Annotated in this window: 22 protein-coding genes and 1 tRNA gene; 4 read left to right on the forward strand and 19 right to left on the reverse strand. The window is 71.3% G+C overall.

The genetic code is table 11. From position 1 onward, the window contains the following. Together D8M34_RS06205 and hrpB are read left to right on the forward strand one after the other, a co-directional pair. Positions 1-478, forward strand: a 478-nt coding sequence (locus D8M34_RS06205; RefSeq protein ID WP_274543250.1) for a flotillin domain-containing protein, incomplete at its 5' end; no start/stop codon positions are given. A 54-nt stretch (positions 479-532) separates the two neighbouring features. Then, positions 533-3,109 (forward strand): ATP-dependent helicase HrpB, encoded by a 2,577-nt coding sequence (hrpB, locus tag D8M34_RS06210; RefSeq protein ID WP_126893471.1) that lies wholly within the window; start codon positions 533-535, stop codon positions 3,107-3,109. Between the two features lie 19 nt (positions 3,110-3,128). On the opposite strand, the gene D8M34_RS06215 is transcribed toward hrpB, so the two are convergent. From D8M34_RS06215 to D8M34_RS06235, 5 genes are all read right to left on the reverse strand, one after another. After that, positions 3,129-3,863, reverse strand: a complete 735-nt coding sequence (locus D8M34_RS06215; protein WP_126893472.1) for an ABC transporter permease — start codon at positions 3,861-3,863, stop codon at positions 3,129-3,131. Further along, on the reverse strand, positions 3,860-4,645 hold the full coding sequence (locus D8M34_RS06220) for an ABC transporter ATP-binding protein (RefSeq protein WP_202976252.1): 786 nt from the start codon (positions 4,643-4,645) through the stop codon (positions 3,860-3,862). The genes D8M34_RS06215 and D8M34_RS06220 overlap by 4 nt, the downstream gene beginning before the upstream one ends. A 147-nt stretch (positions 4,646-4,792) precedes the next feature. Continuing rightward, positions 4,793-5,389, reverse strand: a complete 597-nt coding sequence (locus tag D8M34_RS06225; RefSeq protein ID WP_126893473.1) for a TetR/AcrR family transcriptional regulator — start codon at positions 5,387-5,389, stop codon at positions 4,793-4,795. A gap of 10 nt (positions 5,390-5,399) precedes the next feature. Next, positions 5,400-6,140 carry an AAA family ATPase gene (locus D8M34_RS06230; RefSeq protein WP_126893474.1) on the reverse strand — a complete coding sequence of 247 codons (741 nt, stop codon included), beginning with the start codon at positions 6,138-6,140 and terminating at the stop codon, positions 5,400-5,402. 103 nt (positions 6,141-6,243) lie between these two features. Beyond that, entirely contained in the window at positions 6,244-7,737 is a 1,494-nt protein-coding gene (locus D8M34_RS06235; RefSeq protein ID WP_126893475.1) for an L-serine ammonia-lyase, iron-sulfur-dependent, subunit alpha, read from the reverse strand. A gap of 136 nt (positions 7,738-7,873) precedes the next feature. Here D8M34_RS06235 and D8M34_RS19195 point away from each other — a divergent pair, with 136 nt between their 5' ends. After that, the gene (locus D8M34_RS19195) at positions 7,874-8,146 is read left to right on the forward strand and encodes a hypothetical protein (protein ID WP_062635578.1); all 273 of its coding nucleotides are present in this window, start codon (positions 7,874-7,876) and stop codon (positions 8,144-8,146) included. 92 nt (positions 8,147-8,238) lie between these two features. Here D8M34_RS19195 and D8M34_RS06245 read toward each other — a convergent pair whose 3' ends face one another. Next, complete coding sequence (locus D8M34_RS06245) at positions 8,239-9,969, reverse strand: L-aspartate oxidase (protein WP_126893476.1); 1,731 nt, start codon at positions 9,967-9,969, stop codon at positions 8,239-8,241. 71 nt (positions 9,970-10,040) lie between these two features. On the opposite strand from D8M34_RS06245, the gene D8M34_RS06250 reads away from it, so the two are divergent. Next, complete coding sequence (locus D8M34_RS06250) at positions 10,041-10,976, forward strand: LysR family transcriptional regulator (protein WP_029989652.1); 936 nt, start codon at positions 10,041-10,043, stop codon at positions 10,974-10,976. A 77-nt stretch (positions 10,977-11,053) separates the two neighbouring features. On the opposite strand, the gene D8M34_RS06255 is transcribed toward D8M34_RS06250, so the two are convergent. From D8M34_RS06255 to D8M34_RS06315, 13 genes are all read right to left on the reverse strand, one after another. Then, positions 11,054-11,126, reverse strand: a tRNA-Arg gene (locus D8M34_RS06255). A 77-nt stretch (positions 11,127-11,203) separates the two neighbouring features. Further along, a complete protein-coding gene (locus D8M34_RS06260) occupies positions 11,204-11,788 on the reverse strand; it encodes an asparagine synthase (protein ID WP_126893477.1) in 585 nt (194 codons plus the stop codon). Between the two features lie 106 nt (positions 11,789-11,894). Then, positions 11,895-12,746, reverse strand: coding sequence for a hypothetical protein (locus tag D8M34_RS06265; protein WP_238695607.1), 852 nt, complete (start codon positions 12,744-12,746; stop codon positions 11,895-11,897). A gap of 8 nt (positions 12,747-12,754) precedes the next feature. Next, on the reverse strand, positions 12,755-13,000 hold the full coding sequence (locus D8M34_RS06270; protein WP_025104550.1) for a hypothetical protein: 246 nt from the start codon (positions 12,998-13,000) through the stop codon (positions 12,755-12,757). A gap of 100 nt (positions 13,001-13,100) precedes the next feature. Beyond that, positions 13,101-13,760: a GntR family transcriptional regulator gene (locus D8M34_RS06275; protein WP_025104551.1), complete on the reverse strand. Its 660-nt coding sequence runs from the start codon at positions 13,758-13,760 to the stop codon at positions 13,101-13,103. A gap of 68 nt (positions 13,761-13,828) precedes the next feature. Then, on the reverse strand, positions 13,829-14,470 hold the full coding sequence (locus D8M34_RS06280) for an NADPH-dependent F420 reductase (protein WP_025104552.1): 642 nt from the start codon (positions 14,468-14,470) through the stop codon (positions 13,829-13,831). A 58-nt stretch (positions 14,471-14,528) separates the two neighbouring features. Then, positions 14,529-14,963 (reverse strand): Fe-S cluster assembly sulfur transfer protein SufU, encoded by a 435-nt coding sequence (gene sufU / locus D8M34_RS06285; RefSeq protein WP_025104553.1) that lies wholly within the window; start codon positions 14,961-14,963, stop codon positions 14,529-14,531. Next, entirely contained in the window at positions 14,960-16,267 is a 1,308-nt protein-coding gene (locus D8M34_RS06290) for a cysteine desulfurase (RefSeq protein WP_126893478.1), read from the reverse strand. Before D8M34_RS06290 ends, sufU begins: the two co-directional genes overlap by 4 nt. Positions 16,268-16,321: 54 nt before the next feature. Further along, entirely contained in the window at positions 16,322-17,125 is an 804-nt protein-coding gene (locus D8M34_RS06295) for a DUF1206 domain-containing protein (RefSeq protein ID WP_025104555.1), read from the reverse strand. Between the two features lie 70 nt (positions 17,126-17,195). Next, positions 17,196-17,831 carry a GyrI-like domain-containing protein gene (locus tag D8M34_RS06300; RefSeq protein ID WP_126893479.1) on the reverse strand — a complete coding sequence of 212 codons (636 nt, stop codon included), beginning with the start codon at positions 17,829-17,831 and terminating at the stop codon, positions 17,196-17,198. A gap of 86 nt (positions 17,832-17,917) precedes the next feature. Continuing rightward, positions 17,918-18,781 carry an AraC family transcriptional regulator gene (locus D8M34_RS06305; protein WP_126893480.1) on the reverse strand — a complete coding sequence of 288 codons (864 nt, stop codon included), beginning with the start codon at positions 18,779-18,781 and terminating at the stop codon, positions 17,918-17,920. An 84-nt stretch (positions 18,782-18,865) separates the two neighbouring features. Then, a complete protein-coding gene (locus tag D8M34_RS06310) occupies positions 18,866-19,000 on the reverse strand; it encodes a methionine/alanine import family NSS transporter small subunit (protein ID WP_085603954.1) in 135 nt (44 codons plus the stop codon). Beyond that, on the reverse strand, positions 18,997-20,616 hold the full coding sequence (locus D8M34_RS06315) for a sodium-dependent transporter (RefSeq protein ID WP_126893481.1): 1,620 nt from the start codon (positions 20,614-20,616) through the stop codon (positions 18,997-18,999). The genes D8M34_RS06310 and D8M34_RS06315 overlap by 4 nt, the downstream gene beginning before the upstream one ends. Positions 20,617-20,622 lie beyond the last annotated feature (6 nt).

Here is a 20,622-nt window from a genome sequence, read left to right on the forward strand (position 1 = left end):
GCTGCGCGCCCAGGCGGAGGCGGAAGCCGAAGCCCGTCGCCTGCGCGCCAACGCCGAGGCCGAGGCGATCCGCGCCGAGGGTGAGGCCCGTGCCGCCGCCGTCGAGGCTGAGGCCAAAGCCATCGCCTCCAACCAGGACGCGTTCCTCTCGCAGCGCGTGCTGGAGGTGCTGCCCTCGATCATGTCCGAGTTCGCGAAGGGCTACGCCGCGATCGGCAGCGTCTCGATCGTCGGCGGATCCGGCGAGGACGGCGCGTCCAACGTCGTCGGTGCCGACAGCGCGAAGGCCCTGCGTTCGGTCTTCGACAGCGTGCACTCCGCGACCGGCCTCGACCTCGCCGGCATCATCCAGGGACAGGCCGTCGGCCGCGGTTTCGGAGCGGGAGTCGCCGAAGCGTCCGCGCCCGCCCCGGCGCCGCGTACGCCCGCGCCGACCACTCCACCGCCGCCCGCGCCGCCCGCTCCCGCCGCGGAGTAGGCAGCGTACGACAGCGGATGCCGCGGCCGATCGGGTCGCGGCATCCGCTGTCTCATGACCGGGCAGACTGGAAGGGTGACCCGCGCCGCCTTCGACCTCACCGCCATCGGCGCCGGTCTGTCTTTCGCGGGCGCCCTCGACGACCTCTCCACCGCCCTCGACACGAGCGGATCCGTGGTCGTGACCGCGCCGCCAGGTACGGGCAAGACCACGCTCGTCCCGCCGCTCCTCGCCTCACGCCGCACCGGACGCGTGATCGTCACCCAGCCGCGCCGGATCGCCGCGCGCGCGGCCGCTCGCCGACTCGCACAGCTCGACGGCACACCCCTCGGCTCCCGGGTGGGCTTCACCGTCCGCGGCGAGCGCACTGTCGGGCCGGACACGAGGGTCGAGTTCGTCACCGCTGGCGTGCTCCTGCGACGGATGCTCGACGACCCCGGACTCGACGGCGTGAGCGCGGTCATCATCGACGAGGTGCATGAGCGTGCCCTCGAGACCGACCTTCTCCTCGGCCTGCTCTCCGAGGTGCGCGAGCTGCGAGATGACCTCGTCGTCATCGCGATGTCCGCGACCCTCGACGCCGACCGGATCGCCGCGGTCATCGGCACCGAGGAGTCTCCCGCGCCGATCGTCGACCACGACGTCCCGGCTTTCCCCCTCACCGAGCGCTGGGCACCGGGTTCCGCGCCCCGCCTCGACGAACGCGGAGTCACCCGGGGCTTCCTCGACCACGTCGCGAGTGTCACCGCCACCGCCGCCGCCGAGCTCGTCCGGAATGATCCCGAAGCGGATGTGCTCGTGTTCGCCCCCGGCGCGCGCGAAGTGGCGGAGATCGCGCGACGAGTCCGCGACCGGAACAGCGCCTTCGACGTCCGGGAACTGCACGGCCAGATCCCGCCAGCGGAGCAGGACGCCGTGATCCGCGGTCGTGCGTCGGAAGCCCGGCCCCGCATCATCGTCGCCACCTCCCTCGCCGAGTCGTCTCTCACGGTGCCGGGTGTGCGGCTGGTCGTGGACAGCTGCCTGGCCCGGCAGCCGCAGCGCGACGCCGCCCGCGGGATGACCGGTCTGGTCACCACCGCCGCCTCCCGTTCCTCGTGCGTGCAGCGAGCCGGACGCGCCACTCGACAGGGCCCCGGCAGCGTCATCCGCTGTGTGGACGAGCGCACCTATGCTGCCGCTCCTGCGCGGCCGTCGCCGGAGATCGCCACGGCAGACCTCACCGACGCCACCCTCCTGCTCGCCTGCTGGGGCGCCCCGGGCGGCGCCGGCCTGCGCATGATCGAACCGCTGCGAGCCGACAGCCTGGCCGATGCCGTCACGGTGCTCCGCGGTCTCGGAGCGATCGACGACGGCGGGCGCGCCACGGCAGAAGGCCGTGCGCTGGCACGAATCCCCACCGATCCCCGGTTGGCCAGAGCGCTGCGGGACGGCAGCCCCGCGGTGGGGAGCCGGCTCGCCGCCGAGGTCGTGGCGCTTCTCGGCGGGGACCAGCGCATCTCGGACGCCGATGTCGCCCGCGCTCTCGTCGCGTTGCGCGGAGGGAGCACGGCCGAGGCCCGGCGGTGGCGCGAGGACGCTCGCCGTCTGGAACGCCTGGTCGCTCCGGCACCGGACACCCGCGCCGGTCTCGACGGCGTCGGTCTCGTGATTGCGCTGGCCTTCCCCGAGCGCGTCGCCCACCGCGCCGAGCACTCGGGATCGGGAGCGACGTTCCTGCTGGCGTCCGGCACCCGGGCCGGTGTCAGCGGCGCCCTGGCCGCGTCGGAATGGCTCGCCGTGGCCGACGTCGCCCGAGCCTCGTCCCGGACGGCAGCCGGCTCCGGTGCGGTCATCCGCGCCGCAGCGGCCCTCACCGAGGAGCAGATGGAGCGTGCGTCGGGCCCTCTGATGACCGACCGCGTCGAGGCCGAGTTCGTCGGAGGTCGGGTGCAGGCCCGCCGCGAACACCGGATCGGTGCGATCGTGCGCTCATCGGTGCCGGTGCGCCCGTCGGCCTCGGAAGGCCGGGATGCCGTAGGCCGAGCACTCCGACGCGATGGCCTCGGCATGTTCACGTGGTCCGACGGGGCGGAGGCCCTGCGCCGCCGACTCGCGCTACTGCGACGTGAGCTCGGAGACCCCTGGCCCGATGTGTCGGACGCGGGTCTGCTCGCATCGCTCGACGTGTGGCTGGCACCGGAGCTCGACGCTCTCGCCTCCGGCACGCCCGCGAGTCGGCTGGATCTGTCATCCGCCCTTCGTCGTCTGCTGCCCTGGCCCGAGGCCGTGCACCTCGATGCGCTCGTCCCGGAGCGGCTCGAGGTGCCCAGCGGCTCCCGTGTACGCATCACCTACCCGGAGCCCGACGGCGACGCGACCGCACGGCCCGTCGTGGCGGTGAAGCTGCAGGAGTGCTTCGGCTGGGCGGAGACTCCCCGGCTCGTGGACGGCCGCGTCCCCGTGCTCTTCCATCTGCTGTCCCCGGCGGGGCGGCCGCTCGCGGTCACCGACGACCTCGCCTCGTTCTGGTCGGGCCCCTACGCCCAGGTACGCGCCGAGATGCGCGGCCGCTACCCCCGGCACCCGTGGCCCGAGGACCCGTGGGCCGCCGTGCCGACGAAGCACACCAAGAACCGCGCCGCGCGCTGACCCAGGCCAAGACTCCGGCTCAGCGTGTGCGCCGCCGCAGCGTGAGCGCGGCCAGCACCAGAGCGCCGACGGCGAAGGCCACGACGATGAGCAGCGGACCGAACACGTCCCCACCGTCGTCCCCCGCCGCGACCGCGTTGATCGTGTCGATCGCGTAGCTCAGCGGCAGCCAGTCGGAGATGGCGTACAGCACGTCGGGCATCTGGTCCCGCGGCATGAACAGACCGCCGAGGATGATCTGCGGGAACACCAGCAACGGCATGAACTGCACCGCCTGGAACTCGGTCTGGGCGAACGCGCTCGCCAGGAGCCCCAGCGCCGTGCCGAGCAGGGCATCGACCACCGCGACGAGACCCAGCTGCCACAGCGGCCCGTCCACGTCGAGCCCGCACACCCCGACCGCGAACGAGACCGTGATCACCGCCTGCAGCAGAGCCATCAACCCGAACGCGAGCGCGTAGCCGAGGATGAAGTCGGCCTTCTCGAGCGGCGTGGTCATCAGCCGTTCAAGCGTGCCGGAACGACGCTCCCGCAGGGTGGTGATCGACGTGATGAGGAACATCACGATGAACGGGAACAACGCCAGAATGGCACCGCCGAACTGATCGAACACACCGTCCTGCTCGCTGAACAGCCAGGCGAAGAGACCGACGAGCAGGCTCGGGGCGATGAGCATCAGGGCGATGGACCGCGGGTCGTGTCGGAGCTGCGTGAGCACGCGGCCGGCGGTCGCGAACAGCCGGCGGCCGTTCATGTCCCGTCCTCCTCCTGGCGTTCCTGGGCTTCTCGGCGTGCGCGCCTGGTGGTCGCGGTGCCGGCGGCCCTGTCCCGTTCGATCAGCGCCAGGAACGCGGCCTCGGCGTCGGTCGTTCCGGTGTCGGCGAGCAGTGCGGACGGCGTCGTGTCGGCGATGATCCTCCCCTCCCGCATCAGCAGCAGCCGGTCGCAGCGCACCGCCTCGTCCATCACGTGACTCGACACGATGAGCGTGACGCCCCGGTCGGCCAGCCGGCGGAACAGGGTCCAGAGCTCCGCGCGCAGCACGGGGTCGAGTCCGACGGTCGGCTCGTCCAGCACGATGAGCTCCGGGGAGCCGATCAGGGCCGTCGCGAGCGACACCCGCGTTGCCTGGCCGCCGCTCAGCGCATCGACGAGCTGTGTCGCCTGCGCGTCGAGACCGACCTCCTGGATGACCCGGTCGACGTCGCCCTTCGGCGCCTTCAGGAGCGCGGCGAAGTAGGCGAGATTCTGCCGCACGCTGAGATCGCCGTAGACCGAGGCGCCCTGCGTGCCGTACGCGACACGGTGCCGGAGCCGGCGGGACCCGCCCGGCTCGCCGAGAACGGTCACGTCACCGGAGGCGATCCGCTGCACACCGACGATCGACCGCATGAGCGTGGTCTTGCCGCACCCTGAGGGGCCGAGGAGACCCGTGATCTGGCCACGCGGCACGGCGAGATCGATGCCGTCGAACACGGACACGGCCCCACGCCGCACGCGGAGCTGCGTGATCTCGACGGCCGCATTATTCATCATGCGATGAATTATGCGCCTCGCCTCGTCGGGCGTCAACGCCTCTCGGGTGGGCACAGCTTCGGAGCGCCGGATCGACACGCCGCCGCCGGCCCGTGCCGTCGGGCGCGGCGGGCGAGATCTCCGAAGCTGTGACCGCCTCGGCGCGGGTCAGTCGAAGAGGTAGCGCTGGACGGTGGGGCCGACGCGGCGGACGAGCTCATCGACGGAGGCGCCGGCGAGCGCGGGAAGCTGCAGGACGTAGCGGCCGATGAGCATGCCGGCGATCTGCGACGCGACGAGGGCGGCACGGAGGTCGGCGTCCCCCACGTCGAGGCGGCGCGCCACACGGGAGAGCAGTTCGCGGGAGAGGAAGCCGGCGAGGAGGGGCGTCGTCAGTCTGCTCCCGATCGCCGTGCGCAGGAGCAGCACGCCGCGGCGGCGCACGTCGGGCTTCTCGAACGCGTCGAGCACATAGCGGACGAGCCGGGCCCCCGCTTCGTCCTTCGGCCCCGCGAGGATCTCGGGGACGTCGAGGTCGGGGCGCAGCGGTATTCCGGCGGCCTCGGCGAACAGGTCGGCCTTGGTGCCGAAGTAGTGGTGGACGAGCGCGGAGTCGACCCCGGCGCGGGCGGCGATCGACCGCACCGTCGCGCCGTCATACCCCTGCGCGCCGAACTCGTCGACGGCGGCGGACACGATGCGCTCGCGGGAGTCGGTGCCGCCGCGCGGGCGCCCGCGTCGTCTCGGCGCCTTCTGCTCGGTCATGCCCGTCAGCCTACGGCTCCGCGGATCCTCGCTCACCGAGCAGGTGCCGGAGATACCGCTGCGGCTGCCCGAGGAACGAGCGCCAGTGGTGCACGATCTCGAGGTCCTCCCAGGCGGACGGGCGGAGTCCCCACTCCCCGACCTCCAGGATGGCGGCACCCGGAAGCGCCGCGAGCACCGGCGAGTGCGTGGCGCACAGCACCTGGCCGCCCTCGTCGGCGATGCGCTGCAGCACGGCGATCAGCGTGAGAGTCGAGTGGAACGACAGCGCGGCCTCCGGCTCGTCCAGGCAGTAGAAGCCCGGATCATCGAAGCGGCTGTCGAGCAGGGCGAGGAACGACTCCCCGTGGCTCATCTCATGGAAGGGCACATCGCCGCGCAGGGAGGGGTTCTCCTCGAGATACGTGTAGAACGAGTGCATCGTCTCCGCCCGGAGGAAGAACCCCCAGCGGTGCGCCCCGACGCCGCGCTGGAGGCGCAGCCAGTCCGACAGCGGCGACTCGCTCGGCCGCGTCCGGTGCTGCGCCTGGCGGGACCCGCCTTCCGGGGAGAGACCGTACGCGATCGCGATGCCCTCGACGAGGGTGGACTTCCCGCTGCCGTTCTCACCGACGAGGAAGGTCACTCCCGGCCCGAGATCGAGTCCCTCGCGCAGCACCTGGGCCACCGCGGGGATGTTCGTCGGCCACGTCCCGTCCGGGATCGGCGCCTCCTCGTTCGGCCGCACCGCGACGACCGGCTGCTGCCGCATGTGCCTCTCCCTCCTCCGTCGACCCACCCCTCTGTGTGCCTGCCACCCCCCTCCGTGCGCACGCAACGGGCCGGAGCGCGCGAAAGGGGGTGGGTCGGCGAGGTCAGCACTCGATGACGTTCACCGCCAGACCACCCTCGCTGGTCTCCTTGTACTTCGTCGACATGTCGAGGCCCGTCTGGCGCATCGTCTCGACGACGGCATCCAGCGAGACGTAGTGGCTCCCGTCGCCGCGGAGCGCGAGGCGGGCGGCGGTGACGGCGGTGGAGGCGGCGATCGCGTTGCGCTCGATGCACGGGATCTGCACGAGTCCGCCGATCGGGTCGCACGTGAGGCCGAGGTGGTGCTCCATCGCGATCTCCGCGGCGTTCTCGATCTGCCGGTTCGTGCCGCCCATCACCGCGGTGAGCCCGCCCGCGGCCATCGCGCACGCGGAGCCGACCTCGGCCTGGCACCCGCCTTCGGCGCCGGAGATCGAGGCGTTGGCCTTGAACAGCGAACCGAGCGCGGTGGCCGTCAGCAGGAACCTGCGGATACCCCGGCGGCGGTTGGCCTCCGCGATCTCCGCGTCCTCGCCGTCGAGTGCGGGAGGCGACGGCGGAGCCCCGTCGAACCCGAGCAGCGCGCTGCCGACGAGCTCCCCGTACGGCGTCACCGCGTTCCCGGCGCCGAGACCCGAGTCGGCGAGGAAGCGCCACCAGTACATCGCCACCGCCGGGAGGATGCCCGCCGCGCCGTTGGTGGGTGCCGTCACGACGCGGCCACCCGCCGCGTTCTCCTCGTTCACCGCGAGCGCGAAAGCCCCGAGCCACTCGCCGGGGAGCTCCCGGTGCCCGTCGGCTTCGACCGCCTCGAGCTGCGCGCGGATCGTGCCCGCACGGCGCTTCACCTGCAGCATGCCCGGAAGGACGCCCTCGGCGTGGAGCCCGGCGTCCACGCAGCCCGCCATCGCGTCCCAGATCGCATCGAGGCCGGCGGCGACCTCCTCCTCGCTGCGCAGTGCCGTCTCATTGCGGCGGGCGACCTCCGCGATGGACAGGCCGTGCTCATCGCAGAGGGCGAGCAGCGAGGCGGCATCGACGTAGGGATGCGGGAAGGCACCGGTCGAGAGGTGCGCCTCCTCCCCCTCGCGCCGGATGAACCCGCCGCCGATCGAGTAGTACGTCTGCTCGAACAGGGTGGTCCCGTCGGCATCACGGGCGATGAGCGTCATGGCGTTCGGGTGGCCGGGAAGGCGGGTGCGGGGCGCGAACACGATGTCGTCCTTCTGGAACGGCACCGCATGGGCGCCGTCGATCCGCAGCGGCTCCCCCTCCGGATACGCGGACCACGCCGCACGGACGGCCGCCGGATCGCACGTCTCGGGAGCGAGACCGCGAAGCCCCGCGACGACCGCATCCGGGGTGCCGTGGCCGATCCCGGTGGCGCCGAGCGAACCGTACAGCGTGCACTCGACGCGGCCGACACGGTCCAGTTCCCCGGATGCGGTCAGCTGCCGCGCGAAGTCGAGCGCGGCGCGCATGGGTCCGACGGTGTGCGAGCTGGACGGGCCGACGCCGATGGAGAAGAGGTCGAAGGCCGAGACGTACGCAGTCACCCCTCCAGGCTACGCCGAGTTCGGGATTCCGGTTCACCGCGATTAACCGCGCGGCCGGCGGGTCCGCGTCAAGGCCCTTCATCTCCCGGAGAATCGGAGGCAGGCTGAGCGCACGACATCGCAGAAAGGGACGATCATGACCGACAGCACTCCCGAACCGACCGCGAACGACGACCTCTCGCCTGAGGCGCAGACCCCCACCCCGACCCCGGCCTCCGACACCACGGAGGGCGAGGCGACGACGCCGGAGCAGGCGGACTCCCCCGAGGACGCGGACCCGGCCGAGGTCCCCAGCACCGAGGAGCTGGAGGAGCCCAGCACCGAGAAGGCCCCGGGCGAGGAGCCGAAGGCCCCGAAGCGCGACGACCCGGAGCCTGACCACGAGGCGGTCGGCCTCGGCGTCGACTGACCCCCGCCCCGAGACCCCGCACTATCGTCGAGACCCCGCCCTGCTGATGCGTGCAGGGCGGGGTCTCGACGCGAAACCGGGGTCTCGGCGGACTACTCGACGAGCTTGCCGGTCGTGTCGACGTCGCGCATGAGCTCGGCGATCTCGCCGGGGATCGCGGGGATCTCCTCGCGGGTCACGCCGGCGGTCGGCGACCAGACGAGGTTCACCCGCAGCGTGGGATCGGTGTCCGGGAAGTCGCTGCGGTTGTGGCATCCGCGGGTCTCCCGCCGCTCCCGCGCCGCCTCCAGCGTGGCCCGGGCGGCGAGCGCGGAGGCCTTGAGGTCGAACGCGTGCGCGAGGTCCTGGAACCCGGCGATGTCCGGGTGGATGCCGATGTCCTCCATCCGCCCCTCGATCATGTCGAGGTCGGCGAGGCCGGCGTTCAGCCCGTCCTCCGACCGCACCACACCGGCGTACTCCGTCATGAGGTTGCGGATCGCGCGCTGCAGAGCCCGCACGTTCTCGCGCCCCTCCGCGGCGAGGAGGTCGTCGATCTCGGCACGGGCGGCGGCGACCGCATCGGCCGACCGGCGCTGGGCGTCGAGTCCCGCGGCGTGGGCCATGGCGGCCTGACCGACGATCCGGCCGTAGACGAGCAGCTCGATGAGGGAGTTGCCCCCGAGACGGTTCGCGCCGTGGAGTCCGCTCGACGCCTCCCCGATCGCGTACAGCCCGTCGACGTCGGTCTGGTGGTCGTCCGGCCGCACCCACACGCCGCCCATCGAGTAGTGCGCGGTCGGCGCGATCTCGATCGGGTCCGCCGTGATGTCGAGCATCTGCAGCTCCATCATCGTCTGATAGACGCGCGGAAGCCGGGTCATGATGGTCTCGCGGGGCAGGTGCGACACATCGAGCCAGACGCCGCCGTTCGCGGTGCCGCGCCCTTCCTGGATCTCGGTGTAGGCGGCGAGCGCGACCCGGTCCCGCGTCGACAGCTCCATCCGCTCGGGGTCGTACTTCGCCATGAACCGCTCGCCCAGGGCGTTGCGGAGGACGCCGCCCTCCCCGCGCGCGGCCTCGGAGATGAGCGTACCGGCGGCGTTCTCGGGCTCGATGATGCCGGACGGATGGAACTGCACCAGCTCCGGATCGCGAAGTCGCGCCCCCGCCTCGACGGCGAGCCGGAAGGAGTCTCCGGTGTTCTCGTCGCGACGCGACGACGTGCGGCGCCAGATGCGGTTGTGTCCCCCGGCGGCGAGGATCACGGCGTCCGCATGGATGAGGTAGCGCGTGCCGTCCGCCTGATCGAAGCCGTAGGCGCCGAAGACGACGTTGTCGCGCACGAGCAGGCGCGTGATGTAGACGTTGTCGAGGATGGGGACGTCGAGTTGCTCGGCACGGGCGACCAGCGTCCGCTGGATCTCGAGGCCCGTGTAGTCGCCGGCGAAGGCGGTGCGGCGGTAGGTGTGCGCGCCGAAGAAACGCTGCGAGATGCGGCCGTCCCCTTCGCGGGCGAAGTCCATGCCCCAGCGCTCGAGGTCGCGGATGCCGCGTTCGGCGCCCTGGGTGACGATCTGGACGGTGTGGGGGTTGGCGAGGAGGTAGCTCTCCTTGATCGTGTCCGCCGCGTGCTGCTGCCAGCTGTCCTCGGCGTCCATCGTGCCGAGGGCCGCGTTGATGCCGCCCGCCGCGAGCGACGTGTGGGCGTCCTGCCGGGGGCGCTTGCCGACGGCGAGCACATCGACGCCGTGTTCGGCGACCTCGATCGCGGCGCGGAGCCCGGAGCCTCCGGTGCCGATCACGAGGACCGTGGTGGAGATCTGTCGTTCGGGTGCATTCATGCTCTCGACGCTAGTTAGGCGATCCTAATAACTCCAATGCATAGTTCGTCTGGAAACCATGCGGGTACGCTATGGATATGAACCTCGAGCAGCTCCGCGGGTTCGTCGAAGTCGCCCGCCTCGGCCATTTCACCCGCGCGTCCGAGCACCTCCACCTCGCGCAGCCCTCGCTGAGCCGTCAGATCTCGACCCTCGAGCGGGAACTCGGCGCCGAGCTGTTCCATCGCGCTCGCGGTCACATCGCCTTGACGGCCGCCGGCGAGACGGTCCTCCCCCATGCGCAGCGCATGCTCGCCGAGGCCGACGCCATCCGCGACGAGGTGGCCGAACTCGCCGGACTCCGCCGCGGCCGCGTGCGCCTCGGCGCGCCTCCCACGCTCTGCATCAGCCTCGTGGCGGAGGCCCTCAGCTCGTTCCATGCCACACACCCCGGCATCGATCTGCACCTCACCGAGGGCGGCTCAAGGCTGCTCGTGGAGCAGCTCGCGGTCGGGGCGGTCGACATCGCCCTCGTCACCCAGTCCGAGGGACCGGTGCCCGCGGGGGTCAGCCTCACGCACGTTCCGCTCCTCGCCGAGGAGCTCGTGGTGATCTCGTCGGCGGCCGCACCTCCGGTCACCCACGGCCCGTCCGTGAGCCTCGCCCACCTCGCCACCCTCCCGCTCATCCAGTTCGACGAGAGCTATGAGCTGCGGGCCGCGATGGACGCCGCTTTCCGCGCCGCCGACCTCACCCCGACCCTCGCACTGGAGGGTGCGGAGATGGATGCGGTGCTCCGCTTCGTCGAACGGGGCGTCGGGGTCGCGGTGGTCCCGGCGATGGTGCTCTACGAACGCCCCGCGCTGCGGTCGGCGCGCCTCGCCCACCCGGCGATGTCGCGGACGATCAGTCTCGCCCATCGCTCCGACGTCACCCCCGCGGTCGCGGTGGCCGCGATGCGCACCGCCATCATGGCCACGGCGGCCGACCTCGCCGAGCGCGACCCGGCGATCACCAGCCTGCTCTGACCGGAGCACTCACCCCGGAACAGCGAGAACCCCCGCCGCTTCCGCGACGGGGGTTCTCGTACTGTCTCAACACAGTGTGCGCCTCGAGGGACTCGAACCCCCAACCTTCTGATCCGTAGTCAGATGCTCTATCCATTGAGCTAGAGGCGCAGGACCCGCGGTGTTTTACCGCTCAGCGGGCCGACGACCAGCCTACAACAGACGAGACCGGAAAGCGAAACGAGGCCTCACTCCCCCTTCGCGGCCGCCTTCTCCTGCTTCTTCCGCCGTTTGTCCTTGGCCCGCTGCTGCGACGAGAGCGCCTGGAGATCGACAAGGCGCAGCGCCTGCATGCGCGCCTCCCGCATGCGCGCGTAGTCCGGGTCCTGATCCGGTCGCATGCCCTCGACGCGCAGCCGGCGGTCGAGGTTGTGCCGCACGTCGGCCCAGGCCGCCGCGCGCGCCTCCTCGACGATGCTCTCCAGCTGGGCACGGTCGTCCATCATCTCGCGCAGACGCTGCGCGACGCCGAGCGACTGCTTGGCTCGTCGCCGGAGATTGCGCACATCGCGGTCACGGTAGTCGTGCGTGCCGACCGGATCGGAATGCCGGCCGCGGGCGCGCTTGCGCAGGGCGGTGACCGTGGCGGCGGCCTCCTCCGACTCCTCGGCCATCGCCCCGAGGGCAGCCCTCGCATCCTCGACGTACTTGTCGAGGTCGAAGACGCCGTCCTCCGCGATGGTGCCGATGAGGATGTGATTCTTCACGGCGAGGCGCGCAGCGGCCGTCGCGATCGCGACGCCTTCGGCGATGGCATCCGCAGTCCGTCCCACCCGCACCTCCTTCTCTCGAGCGTACCGGTATCGATGCCGCGCAGTCTCGGCCGGAACGGCTCCGATCAGGATGCCGGAGACCTCCGACATCGACTCGGACTGCGGCTCAGCCGACGACGCCGACCCAGATCCCCGAGGCCCAGGCCTGCTGCTCGCCGGAGCAGCCCACCGCCCCCGGGAAGCCGCGGACCACGGCCATGCAGTTGGCGAGGAACTCCGGGTCGCCACCGAACATCGCTCCGTACGCGCCCGAGGAGGTGAGGGAGCCCCAGACGCGGAACTGGTAGATGTGGGCCAGCTCATGCGCCATCGCCCAGTTCAGGCGTCCGTCACTCCACCCGGTGATGTCGGCGCGATACTTGATGTACCCGTTGCTGTTGGCGCAGGCCGGTGCCGTGCCGCCCGCGCACGATGACGACTCGTACAGCCCCACGCCCCCGCCGCCGACCCTGTCGAGGGCGGCGCGCACCCGCGCGTAGCCGTCCGGCCCGCTCGACGTCCATGCGGGCCCGCCGGGGCCGGCACTCTGCGACGCCTGCCAGCCGGCGACCTCGGTGCCGACCTTCTGCGTGAGCGCCTCCACCGTCGCGGTCGCCGCGACCACGGTGTCCGGGTCATGGCGCTCGGCGCGCACGGTCTCCTGGGCGGACCGGGCGGACGCGAGGTGCGCCGCCGTGTCGACCTTGCCGTCCGCACCCTGGAGGACGGCGGCCAGTGTCGAGAGCTCCTCCAGGAATGCCGGCCGCACCGCCAGCACGGCAGCCCGATCCTCCGCGTCCTGCTCGGCCTGCGCCACGGCGCCGGACAGGTGGTCGGTGCGCTGTGCGGCGTCGTAGGACTGGTCGGCCAGCACGGAGAGCTCGGCCACCGCCTCGGCGCGCTCCTGGTCCAGTGCGTCGGATCGTGCGACGGCAGCCGCCGCGACGAGCACGGCCGCCGACACCGTCACCGCGAGCACCCGGCGCCTCACGGCAGGAAGCCCGTCGTGTCGTTCAGCTCGGCGTCCTGCTCCGCGATGCGCGATCGCAGAGCGGTGAGACGCTCCGCCAGTTCGAGGTTCTCGGCCTGCGACTCCGCGAGCACCTGCTCGATCCGCGCGATCTCCGCCTTCACGGCGGCGACACCGGCGGCGCGCTCCTGATCGGCCACCACCAGGAGCGCAGCACCTCCGAGCAGGAGGATCCCCCCGACGACGACAGCAAGACTTCGCATCTCGCTCCCCAGGACAGCGCGAACAGACCGGACCGACTCCGACCGGACAAGGATACAACCGCTCGCGGCGCGTCCGGGGGTCGTTCTCCCGACGGACGGCTCAGGTGGTCGCCGTCTGCGCCAGCCGCCGTTCGGCCGCGGAGTGCCCGCTCGCCAGGTGCGCGGGCACGATCCGTCGCAGCGCCTCGACATCGCGCGCGCGGACGGCCTCGAGGATGACGCGGTGCTCCTCCGCCATCGCCTCCAGATCGTCGTGCTGTCCGAACAGCCAGCGCAGGCGCGTCAGGAACACGGCGATGAGCTCGCCGAGCATCTCGTTGCCCGCCAGGTCGACGGCGATCTCATGGAACGCCGCGGCCGCCGTCCGGGCGGTCTCCGCGTCGCCGGCCCGGGCCGCGGCGACTTCGCGCTCGTACGCCTCGCGCAGCCGGGCGAGCCCTTTCGCGTCGTGGCGCTCGGCCGCGAACACGAAGATGAGGGTCTCGATCGCCTCGCGCACCTCCGCGAAGTTGCGGATGTCGTCATGGGTGAACTCCCGCACCACGGCCCACGTCCGGGGCCGTGCGACGACCACGCCCTCCGCGACCAGCGTGCGGATGGCTTCCCGCACCGGGAGTCGGGACACATTCAGCTCGGCGGCGATATCCCGCTCCACGAGCCGGGAACCGGGCGCGCGCCGACCCAGCACGATGTCATCCCGGAGGATCCTCGTGACCCTGACCGACTCGAGTTCCCCGCTTACCCCCACAGCCCCCGCCATCCGGGCATTGTCGCACCCCGGCCCGGGATTGGCCAAGTTTGGTATCCCAGACCGGGGCGCGCGCCGCGTCAGGGCAGACGGTTCGCCCGCGCGACGTTCGCCGCCAGCTCTTCCGCGTTCTGCCGGATGACGTACGCCGGACGGTCACGCTCGACTCGCCACGACTCGCTGAGCGGGCCGACGTTGACCGTGTCGAAACCGGCCTCGTCGTAGAAGCGGGTGACGAAGGCCACGGCCTCTGCGTCGTCCCCGGCCGTGGCCAGCGCGCGACGGTTCGGCGTACCGGCCGGCGTGCCGTCGGTGGTGATCTCGGCGGCGTAGATGTGGTTGAACGCCTTGGCGATCTTCGAGTCCGGGAGCTGCGCCTGCACGAGCTCGGACGTGGTGGTCTCGCCCTTGTCGAGGGCCTCGATGTGCCCGTCGCGCTCGAAGTAGTAGTTGTTCGTGTCCAGCACGATCTTCCCGGCGAGCTGCGCGGCGGGAAGCTGATCGATCGCGTGCAGCGGCACCGTCACCACGGCCACGTCGGCCGCGGCGGCCGCCTCCTCCGCCGTCGCCGCCTTCGCGCGCGGCCCGAGCTCTGCGACGAGATCGGCCAAGGTCTCCGGCCCTCTCGAGTTCGCGATCACGACGTCATAGCCGTTGGCCACGGCCACACGCGCGACCTGGCTGCCGATGTTGCCTGCTCCGATGATTCCGAGAGTTGTCATGCTCGGGCCAACGCCTGCCGGCGGATGCTATTCCCGTCGAGGAGGGAGGCGAACGCGGTCAGAGGCGCGTGAGCGCGTCCTCCGCCGCCACCCAGGCGAGCATGGCGCACTTCACGCGCGCCACGTACCGCGAGACTCCCCCGAGCGCCGCGGCATCGCCGAGCAGTTCCTCGTCCGGCTCGATCGTGCCGCGGGAGCGCATCGCCTCGCGGAAGGCAGCGATGCGCACCTCGAGCTCGTCCACGGTGAGGCCCTCGGCGAGCTCGGCAAGCAGGGACGCGGAGGCCTGGGAGATGGCGCACCCGTGTCCCTCCCACGCGATCGCCTCCACGCCGCCGTCGGCGCTGCGATGCACCTGCAGCGTGATCTCGTCGCCGCAGGTCGGGTTGAGCTGATGTGACTGGGCCGGGATCTCCTCGCGGAGCCCGAAGCCGTGCGGCGTGCGCGAGTGGTCGAGGATCAGCTCCTGGTACAGGCTCTGCAGGTCGCTCATGCGCCCCTCCCGAAGAACGCGATCGCTCCGGCGACCGCCTCGATGACGGCGTCCACCTCGGACGCGGTGGTGTACAGGTAGGTGCTCGCCCTCGTCGACGAGGTCACACCCAGCCGACGGTGCAGGGGCTGCGCGCAGTGGTGACCGACGCGCACCGCGATGCCCTGGTCGTCGAGGAACTGCCCGACGTCGTGCGAATGGATCCCGGCCACGTCGAAGCTCGCGAGGCCGACGCGCGGCAGCTCGATGCCCGCGCCCAGGACGCGCACGCCGTCGATCGCCCCGAGCCCTTCGACCAGACGCTGCCCGAACGCGGCCTCGTGCGCGGCGATGCGATCCATCCCGACCGCGGAGAGGTAGTCGACGGCAGCGGCGAGCGCGATCGCCTGGGACACCCGCTGCGTGCCCGCTTCGAAGCGCTGCGGTGGCGGCAGGTATTCGGCCGCGGTCGTGGTCACCGTCGTGATCATGGAGCCGCCCGTGAGGAACGGGGGCATCGCGGTGAGGACCTCGCGACGGCCGTAGAGCGCGCCGATGCCGGTGGGGCCGAGCATCTTGTGGCCGGAGAGGACCGCGAAGTCGACGCCGAGCGCGTGCAGGTCCAGCGGGAGGTGCGGAGCCGACTGGCAGGCGTCGAGCAGGGTGAGGGCGCCGACCTCCCTGGCCAGCGCGACGAGGGTCTCGACGGGGTTGATCACGCCCAGAACGTTCGACACGTGGGTGAAGGCCACGAGCTTCGTGCGCTCCGAGATGATCTCCGCGGCCGCATCCAGACGGAGGGCCCCGTCGTCGTCGAGCGGGATGACCCGGAGCGTGGCCCCGGTGCGCGCGGCGAGCTCCTGCCAGGGGATGAGGTTGGCGTGGTGCTCCATCTCGGTGGTGACGATCTCGTCCCCTTCGCGGAGCCGGAGAGGCTCGGCCGCGGCGCCACCCCGGCCGAGGGAGGCGTTGGAGAGGGAGTAGGCGACGAGGTTGACCGCTTCGGTGGCGTTCGAGGTCCAGACGATCTCGTCGTCATCGGCGCCGACGAACCGGGCGAGGGTGCTGCGGGCGTCTTCGAAGAGCTCGGTCGCCTCGGCGGCCAGCGTGTGGGCACCGCGGTGGACGGCCGCGTTCATCGTGGTGGCGAAGCGGCGTTCGGCGTCGAGCACGGACTCCGGACGCTGCGAGGTCGCCCCCGAGTCGAGGTACGCCAGCGGGTGCCCGTGGACGCGGGTGTGCAGGATCGGGAAGTCCTCGCGGATCCGCTGCACCTCGGTCTCGGTCAGCGGGGTGATCACGTCGACTCCGGGAGAAGCGCTCATCGTTCCAGTCTCCCATCTTCCGGCCGACCGGGGCCCGGCGGAGGCGCGGAAGGACTATGACATGCGGGCGAGGCGGGCGCGGGCGATGCAGAAGGCGCCGTACAGCGCGAAGCCGACGCCGACCGCACCGAGGATGAGCCGGCCGAACGGCAGACTGAGGAGGCTGTGCAGAGCGGCGTCGAGACCCGCGGCGCGTTCCGGGTCCTGCGTCACGGCCGCCACCACGAACAGCACGCCGGTGACCCCCACCGCGATGCCCTTGCCGATGTAGCCCACGACGCCGAGCGCCATCACGCCGGCGCGGGCGGCTCCGGTCGGCACGTCGATGAGCTTGCGGAAGGAGCGCATGATCCCGCCGATGATGAAGCCGATGCCGACACCGATGACGCTGAGGCCGATCACCACGAGCAGGGCCACCCCGCCCGGTGCGGCGAGGACCACCTGGCTCAGGGTCTTCGACGCGTCGGAGGACTCCGCGCGGCCGCCCACCGCGTAGACGAGTGCGAGGCCGGCGATCACCAGGTAGGTGCCCGAGATCCCGAAGAGCTTGAGGCGCTTGCCCCACTTCTTCGTCTCGGCGGGGTCGGCGGCCAGGAACCCGCTCGCCACCTGCCACACGGCGAGCGCGAAGAGGCCCACGGCGATCGCGAGCAGCAGCAGTCCGCCGATGGGGTTGTTGCGCACCTGCTCCATCGCGCCGTCCTGGTCGGCGTCCCCCGACCCGCCGGCCGCGATCGTGATGGCGATCGCGCCGATGATGATGTGGATGATGCCGAGGACCACGAATCCCGCGCGGGCGGTCCGCCGGAACGCGGTGGAGTCCTTCGCCACGCGCGCCGCATGCTTGACGGTGCTCATGCTCGAAGAGTATCCGCCGCGGCGCGTCCCGATCAGGGGGTTGCTTTCCGGACCCCCGGTGCGACAGCGCTCAGGTGATCCGTTCGACGGGCTGCCGCAGGATGGTGCGCAGCCTCTCCGGAGCCGTCCGACGACGGTCGCTGAGGTAGATCTCGTGGTGCCGTCCGCGCATCTGCACCCCGTTCTCCGGGACGAAGCGCTCGTGCAGCTCCTCGAGCACGGGTCCTTCATCGTCGAACGGCCCGATGTGCAATGTCTGCACGCAGAGGCCCTCGTCGAGGACCTCCCGCCGGACGGCGGCCAGCGCCGGAAGCTCTTCCCCCTTCTTCGCGCTCTTCGCCGCGACCGTCTCGACCGCGCGGTCGAACAGGGCGGGAGTGACGTGATCGCCCACCATGATCATGAGCGTCCAGAGCCAGGTCGACTTGTCGCGCCGGGTGGTGAACGACGCCATGTCGGGCGCATGCCACAGGCCTTCCAGGGGCATCACGACCTGATCGATGCCGAGCTCGGCGCGACTGGCGAACTTGAGGGTGTACGCCAGCGGGTAGAGCGCCGCGACCGCATCGAAGAAGGCCGGAGCGGTGTTCGGATCTCCGGCGCCGTTGATCATCAGATAGGCCAGCGGTGGCACCTCGAGGACACGGAAGGCACCCCGCTTCGCCTGATACGCGTCGAGCGTGTTCTTGGGATCGATCGCCGTCATGGCCCGCCTCTCGGTACGTCGTGCGGTCAGTGTGCCACCGGGCACCGACATCGGGTCGAGCCCCAGAGGCCCGACCCGATGGGCGGTCAGCTCTGCTCGACGGGGAGCCAGAGCTCGCAGGAGGCCGTGTCGCCGGTGAACTCCCGGTAGCGGACGATCGAGGGCCCGGGCCGCAGCCGCCATGGGTTCGACGGGAACCACTCGGTCGCCGTCGCCGCCCACAGATTCTGCAGGGTCTCGGGGAAGGGTCCGCTCGCGCCGAACACGGCCCAGGTGCCCTCCGCCACGCGCAGGGCGTCGAGGTCGTCGGGAACCGCGGTGTCGGCGCGCACGGCCACCCCGTGCAGGTACGTCAGCGGCGTCCCCTCCGGGGCATCCGGATCGATGTCGGCGGTCACGGCGAGGATGCCCGCGGGCTCCTCGTTCCCGAGGGCTTTGAGTCGGGCGTGCTCCTCCGGCGGGATGCCGGCGATGTGCGCCTGGATGTGCGGATTGACGCCGACGTGGATCAGCGGGACCTCCGCGGCATGGCCGACGAGGACGAACGCGGGGCGGTGGGTGATGGTGACATCCATCGGGGCGCTCCCTTCGACGCTCAGGCGGAACCGGAGCGTGGGTTGTGTGCGGAGAGGACCCCCGTGCCGACGCGCGTCCGCCGGCCCGATGCCGTGCACGGCGCGGAACGCCCGGGCGAACGCCTCGGTCGAGCTGTAGCCGTGCCGAACGGCGACATCGAGCAGACTCGGCGCGCCGGCGGCGAGCTCCGCGCCGGCGAGCGTCATCCGACGACGCCGCACATACTCGGTCAACGGCATCCCGGCCAGCGCCGAGAACATCCGTCGCAGGTGGTACTCGGTGGTGCCGTGCGCATGGGCGAACGCGGCGACGTCGATCTCCTGACCGTGGTCCGCGTCGACGAGGTCGACCAGGGCGTTGAGCGTGCCGATCACGGGGGCCCTCCTTTCCCCACCATCGTTTCGCCGCAGTCCCCGCCTGCACCCGATCGTCGTGGTCCGATGCGATCGGGCCGGGGATCAAAGCTCGACCGGGACCGCCGGCTCGGCGTCCTCCACCTCGGGATGGCGGGCGAGGTTCACGACGGCGGCGATGAGGCCGCCCCACACCGTGACCATGGCGATGATCATCATGACGATCGCGGTGGTGGTCATGCTCCCGCTCCCTTCGTCTGCGCCGCCGGGACGGCGATGCTCGTCGTCTCCGGGTCGGCGGCGTACTCCTCCTGGTCGAGGAAGTCGTCGTACCCGACGTCGTCCTTGGCGCGCGAGCGCCTGCTCCACGGCACCAGCGACAGCAGCACTCCGCCGACCACCAGCGCGATGACCATGCCCCAGCCGAACACCCCGAGGAACCAGCCAGGGTAGCCGCTGTACGGCTCGGCGATCTTCGTCAGGAGTTCCGTGATCAGCAGGTAACCGAGCACGAGCGGGGCCAGCACACCCACGAGCAGGCGCCAGATCAGCCCGACCCGGAAGCTGGATCGCCGGTTGAGGTGCTCCTGCAGCTGCGGCAGCCTGTGCAGCACCCACGCCACCACGATCACCGCGACGAGGGCGACCGCCATGATGCCGAAGGCGTTGACGAAGGCGTCGGTGGTGTCGAGCACCGACAGCGCGGTGGTGGTGGAGAACAGGGCCATCGAGATGACGGCGAGCGGGATGGAGACGATGAGGGTGGTGCGCACCCGTCCCCACCCGAGCTTGTCCTGCAGGGCGGCCACGATCACCTCGAGGATCGAGATGAGGGAGGTCACCCCCGCGAAGACGAGGGCACCGAAGAACAGCACGCCGATGATCGACCCGCCGGTCGCCTGCGACACGATCGTGGGGAAGGCGACGAACGCGAGACCGATGCCCGAGGTCGCGACGCCGGAGACATCCGTGCCCTGCGCCTGGGCCATGAACCCGAGGGCGGCGAACACGCCGATGCCGGCGAGGATCTCGAAGCCGGAGTTGGCGAACGCGACCACGAGACCGGAGCCGGTGAGGTCGGTCTTGCGCTTGAGGTAGGACGCGTACGTCACCATGATCCCGAACGCGACGGACAGCGAGAAGAAGATGTGCCCGTAGGCGGAGGCCCACACGGCAGGGTCGGCGAGCGCCTCCCAGTTCGGCGTGAAGAACGCGTTCAGACCGTCCAGGGCGCCAGGGAGGAAGAGGGCCTGCACGACGAGCACCGCGAACATGAGGGTGAGCAGAGGCATCAGGATCATGTTGGCGCGACCGATGCCGCGCTTGACGCCGAGCGCCATGATGATGATGACGATCAGCCACACCGCGATCAGCGGCAGGCCCACCTGCGGCACGAACTCGCCGGACAGGCCCACCTCCGCGACGTCGGCGGACTTCAGGAAGTCGACGAAGAAGAAGTCGTTCTCGTTGCCCGCACCCCAGGTGAGCTGCGCGGAGAACCAGGTGTACATGCCCGCCCACGCGACGATCACGGCGTAGTACACCGCGATGACGACGCAGATCAGCACCTGCCACCAGCCCAGCGGTTCGGCGGCCCGGTGCAGGCGTCGGAATGCGAGGGGCGCGGAGCCCCGGAACCGGTGGCCGATCGCGTAATCGAGGAAGAGCAGCGGGATGCCGGCGGTCAGCAGCGCGCACAGGTACGGAATGAGGAACGCACCGCCGCCGCCTTCGTAGGCGACGTAGGGGAAGCGCCAGATGTTCCCGAGACCCACGGCGGAGCCGATCGCCGAGAGGATGAACACGTTCCGCGAGCCGAAGGCCTCGCGCTGCGGGGTCTGGGTCGGTTCAGGCATGCCCGC

Source organism: Microbacterium sp. HSID17254 (assembly GCF_003989315.1).
Classification (GTDB): domain Bacteria; phylum Actinomycetota; class Actinomycetes; order Actinomycetales; family Microbacteriaceae; genus Microbacterium.